This window comes from Entomohabitans teleogrylli (genome assembly GCF_001484765.1).
GTDB classification, from domain to species: Bacteria; Pseudomonadota; Gammaproteobacteria; order Enterobacterales; family Enterobacteriaceae; genus Entomohabitans; species Entomohabitans teleogrylli.
Genome location: NZ_LLXO01000012.1, coordinates 123,215 through 145,163 on the forward strand (window position 1 = coordinate 123,215; position 21,949 = coordinate 145,163).

A 21,949-nucleotide genomic window follows, 5' to 3' on the forward strand; every position below is an offset into this window, starting at 1 on the left:
AAAGGAGCCTGCAAACAGCAGGCTCTGAGTGCTAATTACTAATTACGGATAAGTAATAGTGAAGGTTGCTACACCTTTAACATCACCTTTAGTTACAGTTGCGCCTGGCAGTTTTACATAGCTGACTTTGTAGGTCAGAATGGTTGGAGTACCTACAGTATAAGCTTCAGTCATTGTTGAAGCTGCAGAGCCGTCAAATTTAACACGTGCGCTGTTACGAGTCATGCCCAGACCAACACCCGCAGCCGGAGCAGCCGCTTCGTTGTCAAGGATATCGTTACTGGTACTGTTAGTACCAGTAACCGTTACTTTCAGGCCAGTTGCCGGAACACCAGCATTCATACAGTTTTCTACTTTATAAACAATATCTTTAGCGTGAGCCGGAGATAATGTGTTATTCGCCAGTTGGTTTGCAGTTGCATCGGTAATATCATCCAGTACAACAGTACCACCAGTAATGGCGCCACCAGGTGTTACATCACAAGAGTTGTTTGCGTCAGTGACTTTACCATGGATAACTACCTGTGCTGTATTCAGAGCAAACGCTTGACCACTCAGTACCGCAGTTGCGGCAACCAGTACAGCAAGAATACTTTTTTTCATTTCTTTAGATCCTAAAAGTTTTAATTCGTCCTTAAAAGTAGACGCCACCGCCGCTGAAGGTTCGAATGGTCGCTACCCACTGGTGTCAGGATAGATAACATTTCTACTGATGAGTAAGAAAGATGCTTCCACCTTGAAACACGTTGCGCATGGTATTTTGTTTTTTATTCGTTTTCGTGTGAAATTTATTGAATTTTAACTTCATATTTTTATTTTAGTATGTGATTTTGTTTTTTATTTATTTTTTATATAATTTGTTTTCATGGTGTAATCACCTGGAGCACATAGTAACGTGACATGGATAAATAAGATAAGTGGTCATATTCTGAATGCAATTAAAATGTATGAACTTATTGATATCCATCCGTATAATAGTTTTATGAAATGCTTCATGCATGTATAAGTGAACCTTATCGTTCATGGATAGGGTTATTTTTAATAGATTTCTGGGGGATGAGATGTCATTAAGCAGTATTGTTATAGCTGATGAAATAATTTTTTATGTGAATGAAAATCGTCTGATTTCTCTGCATTCTGGCGGAGATGAAATTATCCTCAATGATCCTACGGCGCGCTGTTTTCAGTTGCTGATTGAACGGTATGGAAAGGTAGTTTCAAGAGATGATTTTCTTGAAGAGGTATGGATGTCGAAAGGTATTGTTGTTTCACACAATACTTTCTATCAGAACATCTCCTTGTTAAGGAAATCACTAAAGAAAGCAGGAGTGACGCAAGATATTATCATTACTGTTCGGCGTAAAGGATTCACCCTCGCGCCAGGGACAGTAGTAAACTATGTGAAGATGCTTTCACCTGAGCAACTGGAGAGTAATGCAGAAAAAAATGGTGATGTAGTTGTAGAACTATTCAGTGATGAATTAGTTAAAGATATGAAAAGCCTCCCTGTTGACAGCATAAAGAAAGGAGGAAGAGAATATCCCCTGTGTTTGGCGAAAGTAACGGTGTTGCTGTTAATTTTGTTTTCTTTTCTTGAAGTTATCTCATTGTATTTAAGACATTTTTAATTAAAAGTTTTTGAGGTTTTTGTGTTCAATCTCGTGTGGTTTATGATGTTTATTTATAATGAAAAGGCATGTTGATAAGCTAATGAATACATCAAAAAAATAGTTTTTTGCAGGATTAATTAAACATAAAAACAACAAATTTTTCTTGCTAATTGCTTTCAGTGAATTTTTTAATAGTCTGATCTTTATCATTATTACTGCTGTTTTAGTTTCAGATCTATAGGGGTTTTATTGGGCTCACCGCCTATTTCCCGCGTCAATGTGGGAACCAGGTAGCCTGAAATACGTGCCAGCAATTGTCGCATGATTTGTTGTGCTTCTTCATCGCTGACCAAAAAATGCGCGGCGCCCTGTACTTTATCGAGAACGTGCAGGTAATAAGGCAGTATCCCGGTATCGAATAGCGCATTGCTGAGGCGAGCCAGTGTATCAGCACTATCATTTACACCGCGCAGTAGTACGCTTTGATTCAACAGGGTAATGCCTGCCATCCGCAACATGCGCATTGCTTTTGTGAATTCATCATCAATTTCGTTGGCATGGTTGATATGGCTCACCAGTAAAACCTGCAAGCGGGACGCCGCCAGGCGATCCACCAGCGTTTGTGTGATTCTGGCGGGAATGACTACCGGAAGGCGACTGTGAATCCGCAGACGTTTAATGTGCGGGATGGTTTCCAGTTGTGTGATAAGCCAGTCCAGTTCATGGTCTTTCGCCATTAACGGATCGCCGCCGGAGAAAATGATTTCATCAAGTTCGGTGTGCGTTGTGATGTAATCCAGTGCTATCTGCCAGTTGCGCTTATTACCCTGATTTTCCCCATACGGGAAATGGCGTCGGAAGCAGTAGCGGCAGTTGACCGCACAACCGCCTTTCACAATCATCAGCGCGCGGTTGCGGTACTTATGGAGTAACCCCGGCACCTCATTGTGCTGTTCTTCCAGTGGATCGGTGCTGAATCCCGGCGCAGTAAGAAACTCCGAGCGAGAGGTTAATACCTGACGTAACAGCGGATCGCCTGGATTGCCTTTCTCCATTCTGGCGATAAAAGCTCGCGGCACTCGCAGGGGAAACAGCTTGCGAGCTTCGCGGCCTGCCTGCAGCTCCGGGTTTGCTTCTATATTTAAAATACGCAGCAATTCGTCCGGATCGGTTACAACATCGGCAAGTTGCGATAACCAATCTTCTCTGGATGGGGCGTTTAGGGTTACAATGTGTGCCATTTTTTGGCTTAGCTACCAGTTAACAATTTCAGAGGGCCTTATGGCGACTTATTCTAGCAACGATTTTCGTGCCGGTCTTAAAATCATGATGGATGGCGAACCGTATGCGGTCGAATCCAGCGAATTCGTTAAACCGGGCAAAGGGCAGGCATTTGCCCGCGTCAAACTGCGCCGCCTGCTGACCGGCACCCGCGTTGAGAAGACGTTTAAATCCACCGATTCCGCAGAGGGTGCGGACGTCATGGACGTCAACCTGACTTACCTGTACAACGACGGTGAGTTCTGGCACTTCATGAACAATGACACTTTTGAACAGCTGGCTGCTGATGCTAAGGCGGTAGGCGATAATGCAAAATGGCTGCTGGATCAGGCGGAATGTATCGTTACTCTGTGGAACGGTCAGCCGATCTCCGTGACGCCACCTAACTTTGTGGAACTGGAAATCATCGATACCGATCCGGGCCTGAAAGGCGATACTGCTGGTACCGGCGGCAAACCTGCCACTTTGAGCACTGGCGCCGTGGTTAAGGTTCCGCTGTTTGTCCAGATTGGCGAAGTCATCAAGGTTGACACTCGCTCCGGCGAATACGTTTCTCGCGTGAAGTAATTCGTGAGGTTTGCGGCGTGGCACTGTTCACGCCGCCGCTCATTCGAGGGCAGGGAAGATGAACCGAATCGTAACCTTTCTTTTTCTGGCGATGCTCAGCGGCGCGTTACTGAGTGGCTGCAACACGACACGTGGCGTGGGCGAAGATATTAAAGAGCTGGGTGGAATCATTTCCGACGCCGCCAGCTGATTTTCCTTTCTTTTAATAGCTCCTTTCGGCGCTGGCCGCAGTTTTTGGCTATGCTTTAAGAGGCATACACCAATAATCACGCCATAGAAGGAAGAGACTATGATCAAAAAAGCCATTGCCGCGTTTTTCTCTGTACTTGTGTTTTCATCGCTGTTGACCGCATGTAACACCACGCGCGGCGTAGGCGAGGATATTCAGGAAGGTGGTTCGGCGATATCCGGCGCTGCCACGAAAGCCCAGCAGTAATCGGGCTAAGCGGCACGGCGTCGTGCTGTGCCGTTATTTTATTGTGTTAACGTAACTGGCGGTTTTGGCCTTCGCTTGTTCTCTATTTTGCAGTAGTTACGTAATGTGAATTGCTCTGTTCATAGTCAATCAGGCAGCGATTGCGTTTGCTGGATGCTTGAAAATACCGCGCTGTCAGGTGAGAATCGAAACCTGCATTCAAACCTTACGGGACGACCCGTAAGCGTATCGACAAGCGGGGACGGCCCCATCTGTTCAGGGGAAACACTATGTCCTGGTTCATTCTTTTTATCGCTGGTTTACTGGAAGTCGTTTGGGCGATTGGCCTGAAGTATACCCATGGTTTCAGCCGTCCGGGGCCCAGCGTTGTCACTATCACCGCAATGATCATCAGTATTCTCCTGCTTGCCTGGGCGATGAAAACCCTGCCTGCGGGCACGGCTTATGCGGTATGGACCGGTATTGGCGCCGTAGGGGCGGCGACGGCGGGCATCCTGCTGCTGGGGGAATCCGCCAGTCTGGCGCGTATTGCCAGCCTGGCCTGTATCGTTGTCGGCATTATTGGACTTAAGTTAAGCAGCCATTAATCCTTTTCCTGCTTCACCCACCGTAATTGGTTAATAGCGAATCCCTGGCGGGCCGCCGCGCTGAGAAGCTCCTGTTTCACGTCTGCATTGATTGCCGGAGTGCGCGACAGGAGCCACAGATAATCGCGGTTTGGCCCGCATACCAGTGCATAACGATATTCGTTATCCAGGGCGATGACGTTATAGCCGCCGTAGAAGGGGCCGAAGAAAGAGACTTTCAGCGCCGCCCGCGTCGGTTTACCGGTGAATTTCGCTTTTCCGGTGCTTTGCTGCCAGCGCTGTTTATTCGGGTCGAAACCGCGATTAACCACCCGCAGTGTGCCGTCGTTGTTCAGGCTGTAGGTCGCGGTGACCTGTTCAAGACCTTTCTCAAAGCGATTTTCCAGCCGGGCGATTTCATACCAGGTGCCCAGGTAACGTTGCGCGTCAAAGTTTTCCACTACGGTAACGCCGCGTGGCGGCGTGGGGGACTGGCAGGCGGTAATCAGAACGGCGGCGCTAATCACTGTTACAATCGGCCATATTTTCATGGTGATTTCCCGGTTATTTTCTGGCTAAGTGTAGAACAGGATCCCGGCAGTCAGGGATCGGCAGTGAATTTATTATCATGATGTGCGTTTGAAGGAGAACAATGTGGCGTGTATTTTTTGTCAAATAGTCGCCGGGCAGGCTCCCTGCCATAAGATTTGGGAAGACGATCGCCATCTGGCCTTTTTATCTATTTTCCCCAATACCGAAGGGTTTAGCGTGGTGATACCGAAACAGCACCACCCCAGTTACGCCTTCGATCTTGACGATCGCGTTTTGACGGAATTAATGCTGGCGACCAAAAAAGTGGCCCGGCTGCTTGATAGCGCTTTTCCGGATGTTGGCCGCACCGGGATGTTTTTTGAAGGTTTTGGCGTGGATCACGTGCACAGCAAGCTCAGCCCTATGCATGGCACTGGCGATCTGGCGCAGTGGCAGCCGATTGAAAGCCGCCAGACCACGTTTTTTAGCCAGTATCCGGGTTATCTGTCGTCTCATGACTGTGGGCGGGCGGATGATGAGAAACTGGCTGCGTTGGCTGCTCATATCCGCGCTTGCGATTGCTGAACGACCGGTGACGTTAATAAAAAAGGCCCGCCGCGGCGAGCCTTTGACATCAATGAACAGATTAGATCGATACAATACCAATCAGCGTGACGACAGTCAGAATCGCTGCCAGTCCGTAGAATACCCACTTCCCGGAAGGGACATGGATTTTCAGGTCGTGCATACCATGGTGAATACGGTGCAGGCCGCACCACAGAGGCAGAACGATCATCAGGAAGATGAACAGCCGGCCGATCCAGCTCTGGGCGAAGGCCAGAACACGCTCATAGCTTAGCGCGTCTCCCGGATATAGCCCCAGTGGCAGCATAATGCCAATCAGCAGAACAATCACCGGCGCGACGATAGCGCCCCACATGCCGCCGGCGCCGAACAGACCCCAGAATACGGGTTCATCGGAACGTTTAGGATTTTGATTAATCACGGCGCCTCCTTACCAGAACAGAGCGACAAACAGAACGATTACGGTGACAAGAATCGTCACGGCCCACAATCCCTTAATGATGGGTTCCGGCCCCATCTTTTCATCTTTCACGATGATATTGGCCGCTTTCGGCGCCAGTTCAAACCAGGTTTTGGTATGCAGTAGCGCTGCCGCCAGAGCGATCAAATTAATGATCACCACGATGGGATTTTGCAAGAACCCGACAAACCCGGCCCAGGATTCCGGGCCATTCTTCAGGGAGAACAGTCCGCAGAGTAAAACAATACTGAACCAGACCGCCGGAACAGAGGTGCCTTCACGCAGCATATAGAAGCGATAGAAGCCTAACTTCTGCCACCAGTTGGGGGCCATGGTCCGTACATATGGCTTACGTTTCGTCATCATCATGCACTCCTTAGCGTGGTTTCAGGGTGGCGATCAGGAAATCTTTCGCACTTTCGACTTTACCCTGCTGAATGGCAGCGGCGGGGTCGACGTGCTTCGGACACACCTGAGAACAGAAGCCCACGAAGGTACAGGTCCAGACGCCGTTCGGGCTGTTCAGTTGCGGCATACGCTCTTTCTGACCATGATCGCGGCTATCCAGATTGTAACGGTGCGCAAGGGTAATCGCAGCCGGGCCAATGAATTCCGGATTCAGACCAAACTGCGGGCAGGCCGCATAGCACAGACCGCAGTTTATGCAGCCGGAGAATTGGTGATACTTCGCCATTTGCGCCGGCGTCTGCTTGTTTGGACCCTGATCGGGCGTGCGTGGATTGCCGATAATGTAAGGCTTGATAGTCTCGAGGCTCTCAATAAAGTGGGTCATATCGACCACCAGATCGCGCTCAATCGGGAAGTTGGCCAGCGCTTCCACCTTCATGCCGTTGGGGTAATCGCGCAGGAAGGTTTTACAGGCCAGTTTTGGCACGTTGTCGACCATCATGCCGCAGGATCCGCAGATTGCCATACGGCATGACCAGCGGTAACTCAGATCGGGCGCCAGATTGTCTTTGATGTAACCCAGCGCGTCGAGCAGAGAGGTCTGCTCATCCCAGGGAACATCATAAAAGGCGCTTTGCGGGGCGTTATCGGTTTCCGGATTATAACGCACCACCTCGATTTTCATGGTTTTCATCTCAGCCATTCGCCGTCTCCTTCTTCTCGGCTTCTTCTGCTTCAGCGCCGTAGACGCGTTTTGCCGGCGGCAGTGTGGTGATCTTCACATCGCTGTATTCCAGGCGCGTTGTACCATCCGCATCGCGGAAAGCGAGTGTGTGTTTCAGGAAGTTGACGTCATCACGCTCGGTACATCCTTCGTCCAGACGCTGATGGGCGCCGCGGGACTCTTTACGCGCCAGTGCGGAGTGTGCCATACATTCAGCGACGTTCAGGCCGTGGCCCAGCTCGATGGTGTACAGCAAGTCAGTGTTGAAAACGCTGGAGTTGTCGGTAATGCGTACGCGCTTAAAGCGCTCCTGCAATTCCGCCAGCTTGTCGACGGTTTTTTGCATTAGCTCCGGCGTACGGTAAATACCGCAGCCTTCTTCCATGCTGATACCCATTTCATCGCGGATCTTCGACCAGTTTTCGCTGCCTTCCTGGTTCACCAGTGCCTTCAGGCGCTGTTCAACATCATTAGCCTGGGCTTCCAGCGCCGCGTCATTGGCTTCCGGCGCGGTAGCAGCGCGTTCGATGGCCTGCTCACCGGCCAGACGGCCAAACACCACCAGTTCGGCGAGGGAGTTGGAACCAAGGCGGTTTGCGCCATGCAGCCCGACGGAAGAACATTCGCCAACCGCGAACAGGCCATTAATCCGGCTTTCACACTGCTGGTTGGTTTCGATGCCGCCCATGGTGTAGTGAGCGGTGGGGCGCACCGGAATTGGTTCTTTAACCGGATCAACGCCCACGTAGGCTTTCGCCAGTTCACAAATAAAGGGCAGACGTTCAAGCAGTTTTTTCTCGCCGAGGTGGCGCAGATCGAGATGAACGACATCGCCGCGCGGAGTGGAGATCGTGTTGCCTTTACGCCACTCGTGCCAGAAAGCCTGGGACACTTTGTCACGCGGGCCGAGTTCCATATATTTGTTTTTCGGTTCGCCCAGCGGCGTTTCCGGACCCATACCGTAGTCCTGGAGATAGCGATAACCGTTTTTATTCACCAGAATACCGCCTTCACCGCGGCAGCCTTCAGTCATCAGAATACCGGAGCCCGGCAGGCCGGTGGGGTGATACTGTACAAATTCCATATCGCGCAGCGGTATGCCGTGACTCAGCGCCATCCCCATACCATCGCCGGTAACAATGCCGCCGTTAGTGTTGTAGCGATAGACGCGCCCGGCGCCGCCGGTCGCCAGCACGACGGCGTTAGCGCGAATTTGCACCAGCGTACCTTCCATCATACTCATGGCGACCAGGCCGCGGGCGTGGCCATCATCTACCAGAATATCCAGAACAAAGTGCTCATCGAAACGCTGAATCTGGGGGAATTGCAGGGAGGTCTGGAACAGAGTATGAAGCATATGGAAGCCGGTTTTATCTGCGGCGAACCATGTGCGTTCGATCTTCATACCACCAAAACGCCGCACGTTGACAGCGCCATCCGGCTTACGGCTCCAGGGACATCCCCACTGCTCAAGCTGGGTCATCTCTGTCGGACAGTGGTGAACGAAATAGTCCACGACGTCCTGCTCGCAGAGCCAGTCTCCTCCGGCAACCGTGTCATGAAAATGGTATTCGTAGCTGTCGTGGTCCTGAGTGACAGCTGCGGAACCGCCTTCGGCAGCAACGGTATGGCTACGCATTGGGTAGACTTTCGATATCAGAGCAATTTTTGCCTGAGGGTTAGCCTGCGCCGCCGCAATTGCGGTTCGCAGACCAGCTCCGCCAGCACCAATAATGGCGAGATCGGCTTGAAAAGTTTGCACGACATTCCTCCAGTTTTTTTGTTGTTCCACAATGATGTTCTGCTCAAAGGTATAGACCACCGAGGAAGATGCTGCTCATTGCGGAATGGGTTCCACTGCTCCTTCATGGGGACAGTAGTATAACCGGGGGGATCCTGTGGAAATTTGACGCGTTCGATTATTTTGTTGTTCTCGATCCTGAATTATCACCTTTGTTGATGATTTTGTGGAATGAATCATTGTTTTGAATAAATGTATCTTTGTCGTTTGACTGTGCAAAATTTGTCTCTGTGGCTGGATCCGAGTAGACTTCCGGGCCTTGTCTGAATCAGGAGAAAAGATTATGAGCGAAGCGGCCCTCTGGCAGCCGAGCGCTTCCATCCCCAATTTACTTAAGCGCGCTCAATTGGTTGCGGAGATACGACGCTTTTTTTGCGACCGCGGCGTACTGGAGGTGGAAACCCCTTGCATGAGCCAGGCAACGGTAACGGATGTACATATGTTTCCGTTCGAAACCCGTTTCGTCGGTCCCGGTCACTCCTCAGGCATGAATCTCTATTTGATGACCAGCCCGGAATACCACATGAAGCGCCTGCTGGCCGCCGGATGTGGTCCGATCTACCAAATCTGCCGCAATTTCCGTAATGAAGAGATGGGGCGGCACCATAACCCGGAATTTACCATGCTGGAGTGGTATCGCCCGCACTACGACATGTATCGCCTGATGAACGAAGTGGACGATCTGTTGCAGCAGGTGCTGGAGTGCGATGCGGCGGAAAGCCTCTCCTATCAGCAGGCGTTTTTGCGTCACCTTGAGATCGATCCGCTGTCGGCGGACAAAACCCAACTGCGCGAAGTGGCGGCGAAGTTGGATCTCAGTAATATTGCTGATGTGGAAGAAGATCGCGACACGCTGCTGCAACTGCTGTTCACGATGGGCGTGGAGCCAAAGATAGGCAAAGAACGCCCTGCTTTTATATACCACTTCCCGGCCACCCAGGCGGCGCTGGCGCAGATCAGCGCGGAAGACCATCGTGTGGCGGAGCGGTTTGAGGTTTACTTCAGGGGAATTGAGCTGGCGAATGGTTTCCATGAATTGACCGATGCCCGGGAGCAGCAGCAGCGTTTCGAGCAGGATAATCGTAAGCGAGCGGCTCGCGGCTTACCGCAGCAGCCGATCGATCACCACTTACTGGAAGCCTTGCAGGCGGGAATGCCGGATTGTTCCGGCGTGGCGTTGGGTGTGGATCGCCTGATCATGCTGGCGCTGAATGCGGAACGCCTGTCAGAGGTGATTGCCTTTACGGTGGATCGCGCCTGATAACCGCGACCGCTGGCGATGTAAAAAAGTAAAACGCCCTCCGACCGGAGGGCGTTGCGTTTATAAGCTGCCAGGCGTACGGGTACGTCTTCCTGCCGAACTCAGCGTCTGGCCGCTTTTCTTGCCGCCGAGGCTTTCCAGGCGCATCTGGAAAGGCGGGAACGGCATATCGATACCGTGTTCGCGGAATCCCTGCAGAATCAACTGATGCATCTCATGGCGCAGCGGCATACGGTGCCCCATTTCCGCAGCATAAATACGCAGTTCGAAGATCTGAATCCCCTGCTGCAGATCCACCAGGAAGGCCTCCGGAAGCGGATTATCAATGACCAGCGAGCAGCGGCGTGCGGCGTTGAGCAGAATCCGGGTGACTTCTTCCGTATTGGCATCTGATGGCGCTGGTACGGTCAAGACCACACGAGTCACCGAGTCGGATAGTGACCAGTTGATGAACTGCTCGGTGATAAATGCCTTGTTCGGCACGATGATCTCTTTGCGGTCCCAGTCGCTGATGGTGGTGGCGCGGGTGTTGATTTTGGTCACGCTGCCAGTGAGATCGCGGATGGTAACGGTATCGCCAATGCGAATCGGTTTTTCAAACAGAATAATCAGACCGGAAATAAAGTTGGCGAAAATCTCCTGCAGCCCAAAACCAAGCCCGACGCCGAGCGCCGCGACCAGCCATTGCAGTTTTGACCATTCGATACCGATCATCGAGAAACCAACCAGACCGCCAATCAGCATCAGGAGATATTTGGTGATGGTGGTAATGGCATAACCGGTACCGGGCGTTAGATCCAGATGCTGAAGGATCGCCAGCTCCAGCAGCGCCGGAAGATTGCGCACCAGCAGCGTGGTGACAATAAACACCAGAATGGCGATCAGCACCGCCCCCAGCGTGATGGGTTCGAGGCTTTCCACCCCCTGCACGGTTGAGGTGACATCCCACAGCGAAATGTTCTCCAGGAAACCGAAGGCGGAGTGAATTTCCGACCACAGGAAAATCACCGACAGCAGGGCGATGAGTGTCAAAATGGAACGCACCAGGCGCAGCGACTGGGCGCTAATGACGTCGAGATCGACTTCCGGCTCTTCTATGGTCTCGGCGCTGCCTTCCGTACTGTGTTGATGGGCCGGTTCTTCTTCGCCCCTGGCGCGCTGGGCCAGCATCTCGGCGCGGCGGTGTTTGGCGCGATCGAAAGCCAGACGGCGTCGCTGAATCAACATCCAGCGACGAATAACATGATAAACCACCAGCAACAGGAACCAGATAGCGACCGATGTATCAAGGCGCGCCAGTAGCGCCTGCGCCGTGGCGAGATAGCCGACTGCCGCCGCCAGCAGCGCCAGTAGCGGCGCGCAAAGTATCAAATTCCACAGCAGGCGGTTAATCACATTGTCGCCGTTGCCTTCTTTGTCGAGATAGAGCGGAATACCAGCGCGTTTCAGGCTCAGCGTGACTATCGCCAGCGCGCCGCAGATCAGGATAAAGCACAGGCGCCCCAGGGTACCGGAGAACTCCCGATCGTTGAGGTTATCGAACATGATGAGCGCCATAATCAGCGGCACGATGAAAAAGATGCTCATCAGATAGTAACGCATCGCCCGGACCACCCGTTCGCGCGGCCAGCCAAAATGTACCACGAACAGGCCGTTGGGACGGGCGAAGGTGGCGCAGATCATCACCACCCACAGTAGCGGTACTGTGGCGGTGACGCCATTGCCGATGGCGACGGCTATCGGATACAGCCAGGATTCACCGAGACCGAACCCCAGGGTGGCCCACAATACCGGCAGCGGCGAGGCCACCAGAATCGACCAGAACAGGGTACGGATGGTCAGGAAAAAGTGATCCTGAGTGACTTTACCGACCCGGGCGCTGGAGCGTTCGAGGAACGCGGTGAAATGGCGCCGGGAACTGATGCTGAAACCCACCAGAATCAGGGCGCCGAACAGCGGCAGCAGCGTTTCCTGGCTGGTCAACATCATCATGGTGGCTTTACCCAACTGGCTGAATGTATCCAGCGACAGCAGGCTCTGGAGATCCTGAACCACCTCAACCGGCCAGCCGAGGGATAATGGACTGACATCGGCGGTCCAGAACAGATAGCGATGGGTGGCTTCATTCACCTCTTTGAGAGCGTCTTCCAGTTGGCTGTTGGCCACCCTCAGTTTAGTTAATTCCAGTATCAGAGTATCGCTGCCCTGGAGCAGCGAATTGAGCAATGATCGCTGAGTGCGCAACTGGGCGTCGAGAATCCGTTTTTGCTCGCTGGTCAGTTCCGTGCCGTCAGGTTGCCGCATTTGCTGGAGTTGGGTTTGTTTGCTGAGCTGCTCTTCATAACGCAGTCGCTCAACGCGTAACTGAGCCAGTTCGGTATCTAACTGCTGTGGTTTGGGCATTTCCGGCAATCGCGCCACCTGGGCGCGCAGCGCTTCGCCGAGCACATTGGAAACTCCCAGCCACTGCGACTGTTCGCGAAGCGTCGTTAGTGCCTGACGAACCTGCTGTGTCTGGCTGGCCGCCTGGCGCTGTTGAGAGGCGACCAGGTCCTGACGCTGGGATTGTTGATTCAGGGCCAGCGAAAGCTCACGGTTATTTTTGAATTGCTCGACAATTGCGGGCGGGAGATCGGCGCTGTTTTCAGCCAACAGCTCGGTACTCTCCAGCGCCCGCTCCGCCTCTTTCTGGCGCAGACTACTGAGCTGATTACGTAGCGCCTGAAGATAGGTATCCAGTTGCGCGCTCTGTTTCTGCGCTACGCCAGCGCGCTGGCGCGCCAGTTCCTGCCGGTTACTGGCGGAGAGTTGCGCCAGTTCCAGTTCATTGACCAGCGCCTTCAGGCGTGCCGATTCAGCCTGTTGCGCATAAAGTTGTGCCTGAGCGAGCGGGGTGGAGGCCGTGGCTGACAGGGCGGCGCGACGTTCGATTTCGCTTAACTGGCGGCGCGCGTCGGTTTGCTGCTGGGGGAGCTGAGCCAGAGAGTCTGCAATATCGCGTGCCCGCTCCTGCTCCTGTTGCGCCAGACGGCTTTTGTCCAGTAACTGACTGCTGACCTGGAGAATTTCCTGATTGAGGGCGTCAATCGTCAGGCCGTCCGGGACTTTACGCGGCTCTTCCGGCACGCCGGCCAGTTGCTGGCGCAGGGTTTGCGTCAGAGTGGGAAAATCGTCGATAACCTTCTGATATTGTTCGACGCGCTCCAGCGAGGCTTTACGCTCTTCCAGCGCGTTCAGAGCCGACTGCAGCGCATCGACAATTTCTGTTTGCTGGGGCTGGTTTTTGGCATTTTTCGCCTGCTCCAGCTCCTGGGTGATTTGTTTGGCGTCGGGGGCCGTCGCGGCATAGGCCCCCAGGCTGAGGCACCAGGCCATCAGGACAGTGATAATCAGGCGCACGTCAGTCTACCTTTATTATTAATTAAGGCGCCGGTTGCCCGGCAGGGGAGTCATCCGGTGTCTCCAGCGGCGTGGATACCGCAAAGGCCAACGGTTCGCCAAGCCGTGTGACGGACAGGCTTTCCAGATGGCTGGCCAGGGTTACTTTACCCGGCGTGAACAGGTTAATCACCGTCGAACCCAGTTTGAAACGTCCCATCTCCTGGCCTTTCAATAGTGCAATAGAGCCTTCTTCTTCGCCGGCCGGCCAGGTCCAGCGTTTGATAATACCTTCACGGGGCGGCGTAATGGTGCCAGCCCAGACCGTTTCGATGCTGCCGACAATGGTGGCGCCGACCAGAATCTGCACCATAGGACCAAATTCGGTATCGAACAGGCAGATGACCCGCTCATTACGGGCGAACAGATTGGGGACATTTTGCGCAGTCAGATGGTTTACGGAGAACAGATCGCCCGGGACATATATCATTTCGCGCAGAATGCCGTTACAGGGCATATGGACGCGGTGATAATCCCGGGGAGAAAGATATGTGGTGACAAAGGTGCCGTCGCGGAATTTTTCCGCCATCCCGTAGTTGCCCGCCAGCAGTGCCTCCAGGGTGTAATCGTGGCCTTTGGCCTGCATGATTTTGTCATGAGCAATGGCGCCCAACTGGCTGATGACGCCATCGGCGGGCATTACCAGCACATTAGGATCGGTATTGACTGGCCGCACCTCTTCACGCAATGGGCGGACAAAGAAATCATTAAAGGTACGGTAGCTGGCGGTGTCTGACCGCTGTGCTTCATCCATGTTGACCTTGTAGTATTTGACGAACAGGTCGATGACCAGTTTGGTCAGCCAGCCGGCGCGCTTTCTTGCTCCCCAACCCGCAAGGCGGGTAAGCCACAATTTTGGCAAAATGTACTGGAGAGAAAGTTTAATGTTGTTTAACAAGGTAGCCTCCAGGCTAAATGGTTTCTGTTATTCCGGGCCTGGCGTTACCAGCCAGACCCGGGATAAAGGTGGTGTTGACGTAACTCAGCTTAGTGATCAGTCGTCAGTTTCCGAAAAGCTTTTACGCGTTTTTACCTGCGCCATGCTTTCCAGAATGCGGTGGTAGTTTTCAAACCGGCTTTCGGCGATATCACCACGCTCGACGGCTTCGCGGATTGCGCAGCCGGGGTCGGTATCATGGCGGCAGTCGCGATATTTACAGTGGCCCAGATAGTCATGGAATTCGACAAAGCCGCGGGTAATTTGTTCCGGCTCAAGGTGCCACAGGCCAAATTCCCGTACCCCGGGGGAGTCGATAACATCGCCGCCGTGCGGGAAGTGGTAAAGGCGCGCTGCCGTGGTGGTGTGCTGGCCAAGACCGGACACGTCGGAAACATCATTGGTGAGGATCTGTTCGTCAGTCAGCCCCAACAGCGCATTCAGCAGGCTGGATTTTCCGACCCCGGATTGGCCCGCGAAAATGCTGATCCGCCCGGTAAGAGCGGCCTCAAGATCCTCCAGGCCATTATGACGGTGGCTGGAAACCATCAGTACCCGGTAACCGATATCGCGGTAGATATCCATCTGCTCATTGACGAATGCCATACCCTCGTCATCCAGCAGATCGGTTTTGTTGAGCACCAGCAGTGGTTCGACTTCCAGCGTTTCGCAGGCTACCAGATAGCGATCGATGATATTCAGGGATAGCTCAGGCAGGATCGCGGATACGATCACGATTTGATCGATATTGGCGGCAATAGGTTTTACGCCGTCGTAGTAGTCCGGGCGCGTCAGGACTGAAGTCCGTTCGTGGACGGCTTCGACAATACCGCTGATGGTTACCCCTTCCGCGACCTCTTTCGCTGGTCGCCAGACTACGCGATCGCCGGTAACCAGCGAGCGGATTGTACGGCGGATATTACAGCGATGGATGGTCCCGTCAGCGGATTCGATATCCGCATGCATACCAAAACGGCTGATCGCCGTACCTTCGCGCGGTTCACCAAACAGATTATCGTCGTAATCAGCCTTCTCCGCGGTGTGTTTAAGCCGGCGCTGGTGGTTTGCTTTCACACGGCGTTGCTGACCTTTGGAGAGTTTATTTTTACTCAATCGTGCTGGCTCCTGGTCGCCCCTGACGGGCAAAACCTCTATGATACACACAAGGCGGCCTCCCGCAATTGCTCATCACAGGTAAGCGGCGGGGACAGCATAACTTTATACGATTTCTCGATCATTACCGATGAGAAAGCCGCAAAAGAAGAGGGCGGAGTCTGATTATGAGTGCAAGTGAAAACAATCTGATCTGGATTGATTTGGAAATGACCGGGCTCGATCCGCAACGCGATCGCATTATTGAGATTGCGACGCTGGTTACTGACGCGAATCTGAATATTCTCGCGGAAGGGCCGGTGATTGCCGTGCATCAGAGCGATGAGCAACTGGCGCTGATGGATGACTGGAACGTTCGTACTCACACCGGCAGCGGTCTGGTTGAGCGGGTAAAGGCCAGTCAACTGGACGACCGCGCCGCTGAACTGGAAACGCTGGCGTTTCTCCGTGAGTGGGTGCCGCCGGGTATTTCCCCGATTTGCGGCAATAGTGTCGGCCAGGATCGGCGCTTTCTGTTCAAATACATGGCGGAACTGGAAGCCTATTTCCATTACCGCTATCTGGACGTGAGCACCCTTAAAGAACTGGCCCGGCGCTGGAAGCCGGATATTCTGCCCGGTTTTAAAAAGCAGAATACCCACCAGGCGCTGGACGATATTCGCGAGTCTGTGGCTGAACTGGCGTATTACCGGGAAAATTTCATAAAACTGTAAGTCACAGGGGGGCGCAGGGAATGCGGACCCGGGGACGTAAATGGCGGCTGAATTGCCGGTAAAATCGTCATTTTGTCGATTTTACCGGCAAACAGACAAAAAGCAGGAGAATTTACGTTTCAGGGCTTGCAGCGGGCATGAATTCTCGTATAATGCGCCTCCCGTAACGATGCAAAAATGCAGTGTTACGCTAAGCGGGAATAGCTCAGTTGGTAGAGCACGACCTTGCCAAGGTCGGGGTCGCGAGTTCGAGTCTCGTTTCCCGCTCCAGTCTCTTTTCATTGTCTACCGGGCAGTGCTACGTAAAATTTGACCATTCGCGTCAGTAATAATTTCCCTTGTGAATTCCATAACCTGTTCGTCGTTATGATTGGCTTTTTGCCGGCAGAATAACGCAGCGTTACTGCCATGGTAGAGAAAGGGGCCGGGATCGTCTCCGGCACCCATTTGGTTTGAGACTGCGCTTAGACTTCTTCTGCCTTCTTTATATATGTCTCAATACGGTCAAAATTCAGATAGCGGTAAGTATCCGCTTGTTCAGCATTCACCCCGGCCATTGCCTGGTGATACTGTTCTACTGTCGGTAGATGCCCGCCGATCGCCGCGACTGCCGCTAACTCCGCGGAGGCCAGGTAAACCTGGGCGCCGGTGCCCAGCCGATTGGGGAAATTGCGCGTTGAAGTTGAGACCACGGTTGCGCCCTCCGCCACTCGCGCCTGGTTGCCCATGCAGAGTGAACAGCCGGGCGGTTCGGTACGTACGCCGCTGCGTTGATAAATCGCGTAGTATGCTTCCTGTTCCAGTTGCTGTGCATCCATACGAGTGGGCGGCGCCAGCCACAATTTGCAGGGTAAAGCTTTCCGGTTCTGCGCCAGTAACTTACCCGCGGCGCGGAAATGGCCGATATTCGTCATACAGGAACCGATAAACACTTCGTCGATCTTACGTCCGGCGACCTCAGACAGCAAACGCACATCGTCGGGATCGTTTGGCACGCAAAGAATTGGTTCGTTAATCTGCGCCAGATCGATCTCCAGTACCGCGGCGTATTCCGCATCTTCATCACGTTCCAGCAACTGCGGATTTGCCAGCCACAGTTCCATTTCGCCGATGCGCCGTTCCAGCGTTTCGCGATTCTGATAACCTTCAGCGATCAACCACTTCAACAGCGTGACGTTAGAACGCAGATACTCTTCAACTGGTGCTTTATCCAGGCGAATCGTGCAACCTGAAGCCGAGCGCTCCGCTGATGCATCGGCCAGCTCAAATGCCTGCTCGACTTTCAGGTGCGGTAGCCCCTCGATCTCCAGAATGCGTCCGGAGAAGATGTTTTTCTTCCCCTGTTTTTCTACCGTCAGTAAACCTGCTTTTATGGCGAAATAGGGGATAGCGTGCACCAGGTCGCGCAGCGTGATCCCGGGCTGCATCTCGCCATAGAAGCGCACCAGTACCGATTCCGGCATGTCCAGAGGCATCACGCCGGTTGCTGCGGCGAACGCGACCAGACCGGAGCCGGCTGGAAATGAAATCCCCACCGGGAAACGGGTGTGCGAATCGCCGCCGGTACCGACGGTATCCGGCAATATCATCCGGTTCAGCCATGAGTGAATGATGCCGTCGCCAGGGCGCAGAGCGATGCCGCCGCGTGCGGTAAAGAAATCGGGCAGCGTTTGCTGCATGGTTAAATCCACCGGTTTCGGATACGCGCTGGTGTGGCAGAATGATTGCATGACCAGCGGCGCGCTGAAGGATAAACAGGCAAGGTCTTTCAGTTCATCGCGCGTCATAGTACCAGTGGTATCCTGTGAGCCCACCGAATGGATTCGTGGCTCGCAATATTGTCCAGGGCGCACGCCAGCTAAGCCGCAGGCGCGACCGACAATTTTCTGCGCCAGGGTAAAACCTTTTTGGTATTCCGGTGGCGACGACTGGCGAAACAGTAAGCCTTCCGGCATTTCTAATGCTTTACGCGCTCTGGCGGTCAGATGGCGGCCGATAATCAGTGGGATACGGCCTCCGGCGCGCACTTCATCCAGCAGCACATCAGTCTTCAGATTGAATGTGGCGATCGGCTCGCTTTCGCCGTGCCGGCACACCTCGCCGCGTAGCGGCCAGATATCTATCACATCACCGCTATTCAGGCGGCTGACATCCATTTCAATGGGCAGTGCGCCCCCGTCTTCCAGGGTATTAAAGAAAATCGGTGCGATTTTACCGGCCAGTACTACACCGCCGCTACGCTTATTCGGTACTGCGGGGATGTCATTGCCCATGTACCACTGCAGGGAATTAGTCGCCGATTTACGTGATGATCCGGTACCGACCACATCACCGACATAAGCCAGCGGATACCCCTTTTTTTTCAGTTCGTTGACTTGCCGGAGCGGGCCCACTTTACCTGGTTCATCCGGTTCGATACCGTCACGGGGAATTTTCAGCATCGCCAGGGCGTGCAGCGGAATATCCGGGCGCGACCAGGCTTCCGGCGCCGGGGAGAGATCGTCAGTGTTGGTTTCGCCAGGCACTTTAAACACGGTGACGGTGAGCTTTTCCGGTAGCGGGCAGCGGGTAATAAACCAGTCGGCGCGGGCCCACGCCTCCAGGACGGCGTGAGCATGGCCATTGCCCTGCCTGGCTTTTGCCTCTATCCGGGAAAAATTATCAAAGATTAACAGGGTATGCGACAGCGCTTTCACGGCGTCGGGGGCTAAACGGGGGTTGTCCAGGGCGTCAATCAGCGGCTGTACGTTGTATCCTCCCAGCATGGTACCCAGCAACTCAATGGCCTGTCTGGCGTCAATTAGCGGCGAACTTAGCTCACCGCGCGTCAGATGCGCCAGAAATTCCGCTTTTACCTGCGCGGCCTCATCGACTCCCGGCGGTACTCGTTGGCTAAACAGATTGAGGATAAACGCTTCTTCTCCCGACGGCGGCGTCTGCAGCAGCGCGGTCAGCGCCCGGGTTTGTTCTGCATTCAGCGGCGCTGGGGGTATTCCCTGCGCCTCACGCTGTGCCGCCGCGCGGCGATATTCGGTAAGCATGCTCCACTCCTTCAATAGTGTAATGAGGCCGGATAGCCGTTTGCACGCGCCATGCCCGCCGGAAAGTGTGAAAGAAACCAGGTGATTATCAGTAAGTCGGCGCTGCCGCCGGGGCTCAGCCGCCGGGCGATACATTGGCTGTCAAAATCGGTCAGTTTGCGCAGGGCATGTCGCTGACGCATGCCGCCAGCGGCGAGCAATTCTCCGGCACGGCGCTGTATCCAGCGCAGCCCTTCGATACCGCCGCGGGCGATAACGTTGGTGTCGTGATTGACGTGGATCAGACGTAATAACACTTCCAGGAGCGCAATATCCTCGCTGACCCCGCGGGCGCGAAATGCCCGCAGCGTTGGCAGGCCGACTGTCATCACGGTTTGAAAACCGGAGGCCGCCTCACCGCGTGCGCCGCTGATGCCATATTGATGATAAATCCGCTGTCCGGCGGTCTTGCGCTGGGCGCTGTGTTGCAGTTCGCGCTCCACAATACCGCAGCAAATCCGCGCAACTTCCTGGCTGAGACGCTGCTGAGTCAGCGTCTCACTGCGCCCGCTGAGTGCGCCGATTGCCGTACAGAGCAATCCCAGGGCGAAAATGGTGCCCTTGTGTGTATTGACGCCCGCGGTAGCGGCCAGCATCGCTCTTTCGCAGGAAAAACCCGGTACGCGTATGCGCGCCAGCAGTGTTTCTCCCGGCAATGTTGCGCCGGTTAATCCGGCCTGCATAAACGCCGGTAGCCAGTCGGCGATGACTGTGGCGCTGCGCTGGAAGTCATCAAACGACATGTCGCTATGCGCGCCGCTGTTGGCGCTGTCCACGAGTCCGGGTTTGGGCGTGAGGGCAACCTCAGTCAGCATGGCCTGTAGCCCAAGCGTTGCACAATGTGCCATCCATGCCGGTCGGCAATGACCTGAAGGGAGGGGATGTTCTATTGCTGATGGCGCAGTGATCATGCCGTCCTCTCTTTATGCCTGAACCTGGTACACCACATCAATCACTGAGCCATCGCGATAGCGCACCACCGCGACAGGACGTCTGGTAAAAGCGATGGGGTCAGGTTCTCCGGTTAGCTCTTGCGCGCGCCGTTCCAGCTCTTCAATGGCTACCACCGGTAGACCTGCACAGCTCAGGCGTTCCGCTAATTCAGGGCGGGCAGGGTTAACGGCGATACCCTGATCGGTGACCAGTACATCAACGCTGGTACCGGGTGTAATACAGGTAAGCACTTGCTTCACCAGGGTAGGGATCCGCCCGCGTACCAGCGGGGCGACAATCACTGCCATTTTGGCGCAGGCGGCGGTGTCGCAGTGGCCGCCGGAGGCGCCGCGCATCATCCCGTCGGAGCCGGTCAGTACGTTGACATTGAATTGGGTGTCAATCTCCAGTGCGCTGAGCACCACGATATCCAATTGATCCACCGCTGCGCCTTTACTGCCGAAATTGGCGTACTGGTTGGCGCTTATCTCTAAATGCCCGGGGTTGCGCGCCAGGGACTGCGCTGCCTCACTGTCAAAGCTTTGTACATCAAGCAGCTTCTCAATTAACCCCTGTTCATGGAGTTTCACCATGGTGGAAGTAATACCACCCAGTGCGAAGCGAGCGCGGATGTTCTTACGCGTCATCTTGTCTTCCAGAAAGCGGGTTACCGCCAGCGAAGCGCCGCCGGTGCCGGTTTGCAGCGAAAAACCAGGGCGAAAGTAACCAGAATGTTCAATGACGTCTGCGGCGTAACGGGCTATCAGTAATTCACGTGGGTTGGAGGTCATGCGGGTGGCGCCGGCGCCGATTTTCGCCGCGTCTCCCACTTGATCCACTTTCACCACCAGGTTGACCTGATCCTGGTGAATGCTGGCGGGTTTATGTGGAAAAGGTTCAATGGCTTCGGTGAGCATTACTACGCAGTGGGCGTAGGCTGCATCGGTTTGAGCGTACCCTAAAGAACCGCAGCAGGCGCTGCCCTGATAGCCGTTCGCGTTGCCAAATTCATCGCATGCGGGAACCCCGAGAAACGCGACATCAATTTTTAACTCGCCGGATTGAATTAAATGGACCCGGCCGCCGTGGGAATGGATTTGTACCGGTTCCGCCAGCGCGCCCAGAGAAATCGCTTCCGCCAGCGGCCCGCGCAGGCCAGAGGTATATATTTTTCTCACTACCCCGTCCTGAATATGCTTGATTAACGGGGAGTGGCAATCAGTGAGGGAACTGGAGGCCAGGGTGAGGTTTTTAAATCCCATATGCGCCAGGCGTTCCATCACCAGATTAACAGTTAAATCGCCGCCGCGAAAAGCATGATGGAAGCCAATAGTCATCCCATCACGCAGGCCGCTGCGACGGATGGCCTCTTCGAGTGAAGCGCATAACTTGCGGTTACGCGGTTTACTCGCCAGCTCATTGGCTTTGGAAATCGGCACCCAGGCTTCGGCCAGCTCATTACACATACCTACACGATCGCTGCGTGAAATTGTTTGATTACTCAT

Annotated in this window: 21 protein-coding genes and 1 tRNA gene; 9 read left to right on the forward strand and 13 right to left on the reverse strand. The window is 54.0% G+C overall.

Annotated features, from left to right (window positions below; genetic code table 11):
• Window positions 1-42 precede the first annotated feature (42 nt).
• Window positions 43-603, reverse strand: coding sequence for a fimbrial protein (locus AQ981_RS14615; RefSeq protein WP_058912481.1), 561 nt, complete (start codon window positions 601-603; stop codon window positions 43-45).
• Between the two features lie 458 nt (window positions 604-1,061).
• Here AQ981_RS14615 and AQ981_RS14620 point away from each other — a divergent pair, with 458 nt between their 5' ends.
• Entirely contained in the window at window positions 1,062-1,628 is a 567-nt protein-coding gene (locus tag AQ981_RS14620) for a winged helix-turn-helix domain-containing protein (protein ID WP_058912482.1), read from the forward strand.
• 194 nt (window positions 1,629-1,822) lie between these two features.
• Here AQ981_RS14620 and epmB read toward each other — a convergent pair whose 3' ends face one another.
• Window positions 1,823-2,851: an EF-P beta-lysylation protein EpmB gene (epmB, locus tag AQ981_RS14630; RefSeq protein WP_058912484.1), complete on the reverse strand. Its 1,029-nt coding sequence runs from the start codon at window positions 2,849-2,851 to the stop codon at window positions 1,823-1,825.
• 40 nt (window positions 2,852-2,891) lie between these two features.
• On the opposite strand from epmB, the gene efp reads away from it, so the two are divergent.
• From efp to sugE, 4 genes are all read left to right on the forward strand, one after another.
• Window positions 2,892-3,458 (forward strand): elongation factor P, encoded by a 567-nt coding sequence (gene efp, locus AQ981_RS14635; RefSeq protein ID WP_058912485.1) that lies wholly within the window; start codon window positions 2,892-2,894, stop codon window positions 3,456-3,458.
• 58 nt (window positions 3,459-3,516) lie between these two features.
• A complete protein-coding gene (locus AQ981_RS14640) occupies window positions 3,517-3,648 on the forward strand; it encodes an entericidin A/B family lipoprotein (RefSeq protein WP_058912486.1) in 132 nt (43 codons plus the stop codon).
• Between the two features lie 99 nt (window positions 3,649-3,747).
• Window positions 3,748-3,894 (forward strand): lipoprotein toxin entericidin B, encoded by a 147-nt coding sequence (gene ecnB / locus AQ981_RS14645; protein WP_058912487.1) that lies wholly within the window; start codon window positions 3,748-3,750, stop codon window positions 3,892-3,894.
• Between the two features lie 269 nt (window positions 3,895-4,163).
• A complete protein-coding gene (gene sugE / locus AQ981_RS14650; protein ID WP_058912488.1) occupies window positions 4,164-4,481 on the forward strand; it encodes a quaternary ammonium compound efflux SMR transporter SugE in 318 nt (105 codons plus the stop codon).
• Here the strand turns inward: sugE and blc are convergent.
• Window positions 4,478-5,011 (reverse strand): outer membrane lipoprotein Blc, encoded by a 534-nt coding sequence (blc, locus tag AQ981_RS14655; RefSeq protein ID WP_058912489.1) that lies wholly within the window; start codon window positions 5,009-5,011, stop codon window positions 4,478-4,480. The genes sugE and blc overlap by 4 nt on opposite strands.
• A gap of 103 nt (window positions 5,012-5,114) precedes the next feature.
• Between blc and AQ981_RS14660 the strand changes: the two genes are divergently transcribed.
• Window positions 5,115-5,576 (forward strand): HIT family protein, encoded by a 462-nt coding sequence (locus AQ981_RS14660; RefSeq protein WP_058912490.1) that lies wholly within the window; start codon window positions 5,115-5,117, stop codon window positions 5,574-5,576.
• A gap of 61 nt (window positions 5,577-5,637) precedes the next feature.
• Here AQ981_RS14660 and frdD read toward each other — a convergent pair whose 3' ends face one another.
• The 4 genes from frdD to frdA are packed head-to-tail and all read right to left on the reverse strand — an operon-like array spanning window position 5,638 to window position 8,930.
• Window positions 5,638-5,997 (reverse strand): fumarate reductase subunit FrdD, encoded by a 360-nt coding sequence (gene frdD / locus AQ981_RS14665; RefSeq protein ID WP_058912491.1) that lies wholly within the window; start codon window positions 5,995-5,997, stop codon window positions 5,638-5,640.
• 9 nt (window positions 5,998-6,006) lie between these two features.
• Window positions 6,007-6,402, reverse strand: coding sequence for a fumarate reductase subunit FrdC (gene frdC / locus AQ981_RS14670; RefSeq protein WP_058912492.1), 396 nt, complete (start codon window positions 6,400-6,402; stop codon window positions 6,007-6,009).
• Window positions 6,403-6,412: 10 nt separating this feature from the next.
• Entirely contained in the window at window positions 6,413-7,147 is a 735-nt protein-coding gene (locus tag AQ981_RS14675; RefSeq protein WP_058912493.1) for a succinate dehydrogenase/fumarate reductase iron-sulfur subunit, read from the reverse strand.
• The gene (gene frdA / locus AQ981_RS14680) at window positions 7,140-8,930 is read right to left on the reverse strand and encodes a fumarate reductase (quinol) flavoprotein subunit (RefSeq protein WP_058912628.1); all 1,791 of its coding nucleotides are present in this window, start codon (window positions 8,928-8,930) and stop codon (window positions 7,140-7,142) included. Before frdA ends, AQ981_RS14675 begins: the two co-directional genes overlap by 8 nt.
• Before the next feature lie 322 nt (window positions 8,931-9,252).
• Here frdA and epmA point away from each other — a divergent pair, with 322 nt between their 5' ends.
• Window positions 9,253-10,230 carry an elongation factor P--(R)-beta-lysine ligase gene (gene epmA, locus AQ981_RS14685; RefSeq protein ID WP_058912494.1) on the forward strand — a complete coding sequence of 326 codons (978 nt, stop codon included), beginning with the start codon at window positions 9,253-9,255 and terminating at the stop codon, window positions 10,228-10,230.
• A gap of 60 nt (window positions 10,231-10,290) precedes the next feature.
• Here epmA and mscM read toward each other — a convergent pair whose 3' ends face one another.
• From mscM to rsgA, 3 genes are all read right to left on the reverse strand, one after another.
• The gene (gene mscM, locus AQ981_RS14690) at window positions 10,291-13,629 is read right to left on the reverse strand and encodes a miniconductance mechanosensitive channel MscM (protein ID WP_058912495.1); all 3,339 of its coding nucleotides are present in this window, start codon (window positions 13,627-13,629) and stop codon (window positions 10,291-10,293) included.
• Between the two features lie 22 nt (window positions 13,630-13,651).
• Window positions 13,652-14,566, reverse strand: a complete 915-nt coding sequence (gene asd / locus AQ981_RS14695) for an archaetidylserine decarboxylase (RefSeq protein WP_058912496.1) — start codon at window positions 14,564-14,566, stop codon at window positions 13,652-13,654.
• Between the two features lie 96 nt (window positions 14,567-14,662).
• Window positions 14,663-15,718: a small ribosomal subunit biogenesis GTPase RsgA gene (rsgA, locus tag AQ981_RS14700; protein ID WP_058912497.1), complete on the reverse strand. Its 1,056-nt coding sequence runs from the start codon at window positions 15,716-15,718 to the stop codon at window positions 14,663-14,665.
• Between the two features lie 167 nt (window positions 15,719-15,885).
• Here rsgA and orn point away from each other — a divergent pair, with 167 nt between their 5' ends.
• Together orn and AQ981_RS14710 are read left to right on the forward strand one after the other, a co-directional pair.
• Complete coding sequence (orn, locus tag AQ981_RS14705; protein WP_058912498.1) at window positions 15,886-16,431, forward strand: oligoribonuclease; 546 nt, start codon at window positions 15,886-15,888, stop codon at window positions 16,429-16,431.
• A gap of 194 nt (window positions 16,432-16,625) precedes the next feature.
• Window positions 16,626-16,701: transfer RNA gene (locus AQ981_RS14710), tRNA-Gly, on the forward strand.
• A 194-nt stretch (window positions 16,702-16,895) separates the two neighbouring features.
• Here AQ981_RS14710 and acnB read toward each other — a convergent pair.
• The 3 genes from acnB to citF all read right to left on the reverse strand — a co-directional run bounded on the left by acnB (window position 16,896) and on the right by citF (window position 21,949).
• Entirely contained in the window at window positions 16,896-19,472 is a 2,577-nt protein-coding gene (gene acnB / locus AQ981_RS14715) for a bifunctional aconitate hydratase 2/2-methylisocitrate dehydratase (protein ID WP_058912499.1), read from the reverse strand.
• Window positions 19,473-19,483: 11 nt separating this feature from the next.
• The gene (gene citG, locus AQ981_RS14720; RefSeq protein ID WP_071608906.1) at window positions 19,484-20,359 is read right to left on the reverse strand and encodes a triphosphoribosyl-dephospho-CoA synthase CitG; all 876 of its coding nucleotides are present in this window, start codon (window positions 20,357-20,359) and stop codon (window positions 19,484-19,486) included.
• Between the two features lie 75 nt (window positions 20,360-20,434).
• Window positions 20,435-21,949 (reverse strand): citrate lyase subunit alpha, encoded by a 1,515-nt coding sequence (gene citF / locus AQ981_RS14725; protein ID WP_082683205.1) that lies wholly within the window; start codon window positions 21,947-21,949, stop codon window positions 20,435-20,437.

What these genes read in the sequence shown, in the direction of transcription:
- AQ981_RS14675 (WP_058912493.1), bottom strand. Translation starts at nt 7,147, where the DNA reads ATGGCTGAGATGAAAACCATGAAAATCGAGGTGGTGCGTTATAATCCG.
- orn (WP_058912498.1), top strand. Translation starts at nt 15,886, where the DNA reads ATGAGTGCAAGTGAAAACAATCTGATCTGGATTGATTTGGAAATGACC.
- frdC (WP_058912492.1), bottom strand. Translation starts at nt 6,402, where the DNA reads ATGATGACGAAACGTAAGCCATATGTACGGACCATGGCCCCCAACTGG.
- acnB (WP_058912499.1), bottom strand. Translation starts at nt 19,472, where the DNA reads ATGCTTACCGAATATCGCCGCGCGGCGGCACAGCGTGAGGCGCAGGGA.
- epmB (WP_058912484.1), bottom strand. Translation starts at nt 2,851, where the DNA reads ATGGCACACATTGTAACCCTAAACGCCCCATCCAGAGAAGATTGGTTA.
- ecnB (WP_058912487.1), top strand. Translation starts at nt 3,748, where the DNA reads ATGATCAAAAAAGCCATTGCCGCGTTTTTCTCTGTACTTGTGTTTTCA.
- sugE (WP_058912488.1), top strand. Translation starts at nt 4,164, where the DNA reads ATGTCCTGGTTCATTCTTTTTATCGCTGGTTTACTGGAAGTCGTTTGG.
- epmA (WP_058912494.1), top strand. Translation starts at nt 9,253, where the DNA reads ATGAGCGAAGCGGCCCTCTGGCAGCCGAGCGCTTCCATCCCCAATTTA.
- citG (WP_071608906.1), bottom strand. Translation starts at nt 20,359, where the DNA reads ATGGCACATTGTGCAACGCTTGGGCTACAGGCCATGCTGACTGAGGTT.
- efp (WP_058912485.1), top strand. Translation starts at nt 2,892, where the DNA reads ATGGCGACTTATTCTAGCAACGATTTTCGTGCCGGTCTTAAAATCATG.
- AQ981_RS14640 (WP_058912486.1), top strand. Translation starts at nt 3,517, where the DNA reads ATGAACCGAATCGTAACCTTTCTTTTTCTGGCGATGCTCAGCGGCGCG.
- AQ981_RS14615 (WP_058912481.1), bottom strand. Translation starts at nt 603, where the DNA reads ATGAAAAAAAGTATTCTTGCTGTACTGGTTGCCGCAACTGCGGTACTG.
- AQ981_RS14620 (WP_058912482.1), top strand. Translation starts at nt 1,062, where the DNA reads ATGTCATTAAGCAGTATTGTTATAGCTGATGAAATAATTTTTTATGTG.
- citF (WP_082683205.1), bottom strand. Translation starts at nt 21,949, where the DNA reads ATGAGTAATCAAACAATTTCACGCAGCGATCGTGTAGGTATGTGTAAT.
- blc (WP_058912489.1), bottom strand. Translation starts at nt 5,011, where the DNA reads ATGAAAATATGGCCGATTGTAACAGTGATTAGCGCCGCCGTTCTGATT.